The sequence below is a fragment of the Clostridium tarantellae genome (assembly GCF_009295725.1).
GTDB classification, from domain to species: Bacteria; Bacillota; Clostridia; order Clostridiales; family Clostridiaceae; genus Sarcina; species Sarcina tarantellae.
Genome location: NZ_WHJC01000281.1, coordinates 1 through 4,355 on the forward strand (window position 1 = coordinate 1; position 4,355 = coordinate 4,355).

Below are 4,355 nucleotides of genomic sequence, written 5' to 3' on the forward strand. Positions count from 1 at the left end.
TATTTAAGTAGGGGGAGTAAAAATGATAAAAAAAAGATTAAAACAACTTATTGCAGCGGCTTTACTATTTAGCTTAATTACACCAAATAGTATTAAGCCACTTAAAGCTTTGGCAAATACTTCTAAATTATCACTTAATAAAGATATTAATATAGCTGAAGGGAAAAGAGCTTATGGACGTGATGATCATGGAGAGCATTTATTAAGTGATGCCGTAGATGGTGACTTAAATACTTATTGGGATGGTGGCCAATTTCCTTCTTATTTAGAAGTAGACTTAGAAAAAATATACTCTTTAGATTCTATCAATATAGTTAATTATGAGGGAGAAAATAGATATTATAATTACAGTATTTATGCAAGTACAGATGGAGTAAATTTTGATAAAATTGTTGAAAAAAATGATACCAATAAAGCTACTACAGAAGGTGATACTCATGAACTTAATAAAACTGTTGAAGCTAGATATCTAAGAGTTCTTATGGAATATTGTTCTGCAAATGAAGCTGCTCATATATCTGAATTTAGGGTGTATGGAGAAGAAACAGGAAAAGAAGGAACTTTACCTAAAGAAATAAATGTTCCAAACTTTGAAGATACAGAATATGCAATTCCAGTAAGTATGGAGGATACATTAAATGAAGTTAATGGAATTGTTGAAAGAAGACTAGGTGCTCAATATAAAGATTGGTTTGATTTTTCCATTAAGGCAGATGAAAACGATTTAGACTATTTTCAAATTTCAAATGGTGATAATGGAAAAATTAAAATAGAAGGTAACAATGGAGTTTCTTTAGCAACAGGATTAAACCATTACTTAAAGTATTTTTGTAAAGTTCAAATTACCGAATTTGGTGATCCGGTAAAAATGCCTGAAACTGCACCAAAACTAGATGAACCTGTAAGAAAAGAAACTCCATACGAAACAAGATATGCTTACAATTACTGTACTTTTTCTTATTCTATGGCATTTTGGGATGATGATGAGTGGCAAATAGGATTAGATTGGTTAGCATTAAATGGTATAAATCTTGTTTTAGATTTAAATGCTCAAGATGAAGTATGGAGAAGATTTTTAACAAAATTAGGATATGATATAACTGAAATAAAAAATTGGTTAGTAGGCCCTGGATACATGGCTTGGCAGTATATGGGTAACATGAGTACCTTTGGAGGTCCACTTCCTGACCAATGGTTTGAAGCTAGAACAGAACTTGCAAGAAAAATGCAAAGAAAAATGAAATCTCTTGGGATGGAAACTGTTCTTCAAGGTTATTCTGGAATGGTACCAAATGATATAAAAGAAAAAAGACCAAATTTAGATATAATTCCTCAAGGACAATGGTGTTCCTTTGATAGACCTGCTATGTTAAAAACAGATAGTGCAGATTATGAAGAGTTTGCAAAATTATATTATGAATCTCAAGAAGAAGTATATGGCAAAGATGCTACAAATTATTATGCTACAGATCCATTCCATGAAGGTGGTACTGATGCTGGAATGTCAAGAGCTACCATTTACAAAGAAACCCTCGATTCAATGCTAGAATATGATAAAGATGCTGTTTGGGTTATTCAATCTTGGAGAGAAAATCCAGCACAAGAGGGTTTAAATGGGATTACACCAGAAAGAAGAGATAATCTTTTAGTTTTAGATTTATATGCAGAGTTAGATCCAAGATGGATTGGTAGATCTAATATTTGGGGATATCAATGGGATGCACCTGAATTTGATGGAACACCTTGGGTTTGGAATATGTTAAATAACTTTGGTGGAAGAATGGGTATTCACGGACAACTTGAAGTTTTAGCTACAGAAATTCCAAAAGCTTATAAAACTACATCTCAAGGGAAAGAATCTAAAATGAAAGGAATTGGTATGACTCCTGAAGCCCTTGGAAGTAATCCAGTATTATTTGATTTGCTTTTTGAAATGGCTTGGACTGAAGATGAAGTAAATGTTGATGAGTGGTTAAAGGATTATATAGAAAGAAGATACGGAAAATATACTGATAATGCTTATAAAGCATGGCAAGTATTTAATGAAACTGCTTATGCAAAAAGAACAGGCTATCATGAAGGTGCAACTGAATCTGTAATTAATGCAAGACCTAGATTTGATGCAAATTCAGCAGCTCTTGTGGGAAGTACTACAGTTACTTATAATAAAATTCAATTTGAAGAAGCTGTTAAACTTTTACTAGCTGACTATGAGGAACTTAAGGATAATCCAGGATATTTATTTGATTTAGCAGACTTTTTAAGACAAGTTCTAGCAAATTCATCTCAGGAATACTATAAAAAATTCACTTCATTATATAAAGCTAATGATAAAGATGGTTTTGAAGAATATGCAAATAAATTTTTAGAACTTATAAAGCTTCAAGAAAAAATTCTTAGTACTCAAGATTCACTTTTATTAGGAAACTGGATACAGGACGCTAAAGATGTTGCTTTTGATGAATTTTCAACGGATATGTTTGAATTAAATGCTAGAGCTCTTTTAACTACATGGGGTGGACTAAAACAATCTGAAGATGGTGGATTACGTGATTACTCAAATAGACAATGGTCTGGTTTAACTGGAGATTTTTACTATAAGAGATGGGAACTGTGGATAAATTCATTAAAAGAGGCTATGGCTACAGGAACACAACCTGAAAATATAGATTGGTTTGAATTTGATTGGCAATGGGTTTTAGATGATAAAGAATATACTACCGAAACTTCTAATTTTAGTTTGAAAGAATTAGGAACTGAAGCTTTTGATAAATTTGCTGTTTCAGAAATAACTAAACCTGATCCATTAGCTATACCTCAATATGAAATGAAAGCAACAGCAAGTAGCTTTGAACCTATTGATAAACCTGAAAATGTTTTAGATAGCAATACAGATACTATTTGGCATACTAAATATAGTAATGGACAAGATCAATTACCTCAAAGTATAACTTTAAATTTAGGCAAAGAATATAATATTAATAAATTTTCTTATCTTCCAAGACAAGTAGGAACTAATGGCCATATAACTAAATATATTTTAGAAACTAGTATTAATGGTGTAGACTTTACTACTGTTAAAGAAGGTATATTAGAAAATAACTCAGCTGAAAAACTTATACTATTTGATGAAACTAAAGCTACCCATGTAAGATTTACTGCTGTAGAAGGTGCTGGTGGATTTGCATCTGCTTCAGAATTAAATGTTTTTAAAGTATCTAATGAAATAGATAAAACTAAATTAAAAGAATTAATAGATAATGCTTTAAATTTAGATGAAAATAATTATACTGAAGAAAGCTTTAATAATTTAACTAAATATTTAGATGAAGCTAAAACTGTTTTTGAAAATGAAAATGCTACTGAGGAGGAAGTTATTTTAGCTAAAAATAATTTACAAAATGCTATTGATAGCTTAGTCTTAAAGGAAATAAAACTTGAAAAAATTAAAAATATTACTGCAAATCCATCTAATAATTCCATAGAATTATCTTGGGAAAAACCAAATAGTACTATAGAATTAGTTGAGTATGTAGTATATAAAGACGGTAAAGAATATAGTAAAATACCAGCTAATGAAACTACAGCTTTAATAACTGATTTAAAATCAAATTACCTTTATAACTTTAAAATAGTTGTTAAGTATTCAAATGGAAAGCAATCAAGACCAATATCAATAAATGCTAGAACTTTAAAATAAATTATTAAAAGATAGTATGAAATTTTTAAAACTTCATACTATCTTTTTTTACATATTTTAAAGAAAACTAAAAGATAAATTTTATAAATATATTCATATAAAAATAAATGATTGTATACTAAGATATTGAAAATAATTAAATTTAACAAAAAAATATTATAATCAGTAACTTAAGTTACTGAAAAAAATTGTAGATTAGAGTAAAATTAAAGTGTATATATAATTTAAGAGAAGGGAGAAATAATTATGAGAGCCGTAGTAGATGAAGAAGTATGTATAGGTTGTGGAATGTGTGTAGAAAGTTGTCCTGAGGTTTTTACATTAGATGAAAATGGAAAAGCTATAGCTGATAATGAATTTATTCCAGAATATGTTCTAAATAGAGCTGAAGAATCTTATGAAGATTGCCCTGTAAATGCTATATCCATAGAAGACGGTAAAGATTAATTACTAATATTATGAATAATTATATATGTTTTAAAGGCAAAGCACTTAGTATTTAAATAAAAATTTTAATACTAAGTGCTTTAATTATAAATTTTAAAATTTATTTATTATAAAAGTATATTATATTAACACCACTTTACAATAAATTTAACTAGCTAAAGAATCGTTATTAAGATGATTAATAACATCTTCAAGCGTAGTTATATTT

At 28.9% G+C, this 4,355-nt stretch carries 2 protein-coding genes; both read left to right on the top strand.

Features of this window, described 5'->3' with window-relative positions; translation table 11 throughout:
* Positions 1-22: 22 nt before the first annotated feature.
* The gene (locus tag GBZ86_RS13150) at positions 23-3,700 is read left to right on the top strand and encodes an alpha-N-acetylglucosaminidase TIM-barrel domain-containing protein (protein ID WP_152891351.1); all 3,678 of its coding nucleotides are present in this window, start codon (positions 23-25) and stop codon (positions 3,698-3,700) included.
* A 246-nt stretch (positions 3,701-3,946) separates the two neighbouring features.
* Positions 3,947-4,147: a ferredoxin gene (locus tag GBZ86_RS13155; RefSeq protein WP_152891353.1), complete on the top strand. Its 201-nt coding sequence runs from the start codon at positions 3,947-3,949 to the stop codon at positions 4,145-4,147.
* Positions 4,148-4,355 lie beyond the last annotated feature (208 nt).

Bases quoted from the DNA above. Each gene is read 5' to 3' on its own strand.
- GBZ86_RS13150 (WP_152891351.1), top strand. From the start codon at position 23: ATGATAAAAAAAAGATTAAAACAACTTATTGCAGCGGCTTTACTATTT.
- GBZ86_RS13155 (WP_152891353.1), top strand. From the start codon at position 3,947: ATGAGAGCCGTAGTAGATGAAGAAGTATGTATAGGTTGTGGAATGTGT.